The 421-nt window shown below is 34.2% G+C and carries 1 protein-coding gene; it reads left to right on the top strand.

The window, feature by feature from the left end; genetic code table 11:
* Positions 1-2: 2 nt before the first annotated feature.
* Positions 3-421 (top strand): DUF3952 domain-containing protein (locus tag AC1DJR_RS33660; protein WP_477004639.1); only part of this gene is annotated, 419 nt, incomplete at its 3' end.

Below are 421 nucleotides of genomic sequence, written 5' to 3'. Positions count from 1 at the left end.
GTATGAAGTTAAAGAAAAAAGTTAAGATGATGATAGTCATGTCAATAGCAGCAAATTTATTAAGTGGATGTGATTTTGGGGAGACGAAGATAGAGCATGAGAGACTAGTAAAGGCGTTGGATGAAGGGGATATGAAGGCTGTTATGTCTGCGAGTGATGATGGGTATGCGTATGTGAAAGAGAGAAGCATATATGGGATTTTTGAGGGAAAAGAAGACGGTACTCATAGTAAAACAATCTATCAAACAACAGAGGGGATTTATAATACGATTGAGAAAAAATTATTTGGAGAAACAACGGAGGAAATAGCTACAAATATTAAAAATGAAAAAGAAAAGGCGGATATTAGTAATTACAAAGAAGAAGAAATTTATCATACTAATATTATGTATGAAGGTGGGGAAGTGAAGACGGTAAAAAC

It is taken from the genome of Bacillus sp. 05T31, assembly GCF_056396725.1.
This window is presented reverse-complemented; position numbering and strand designations above follow the sequence as displayed.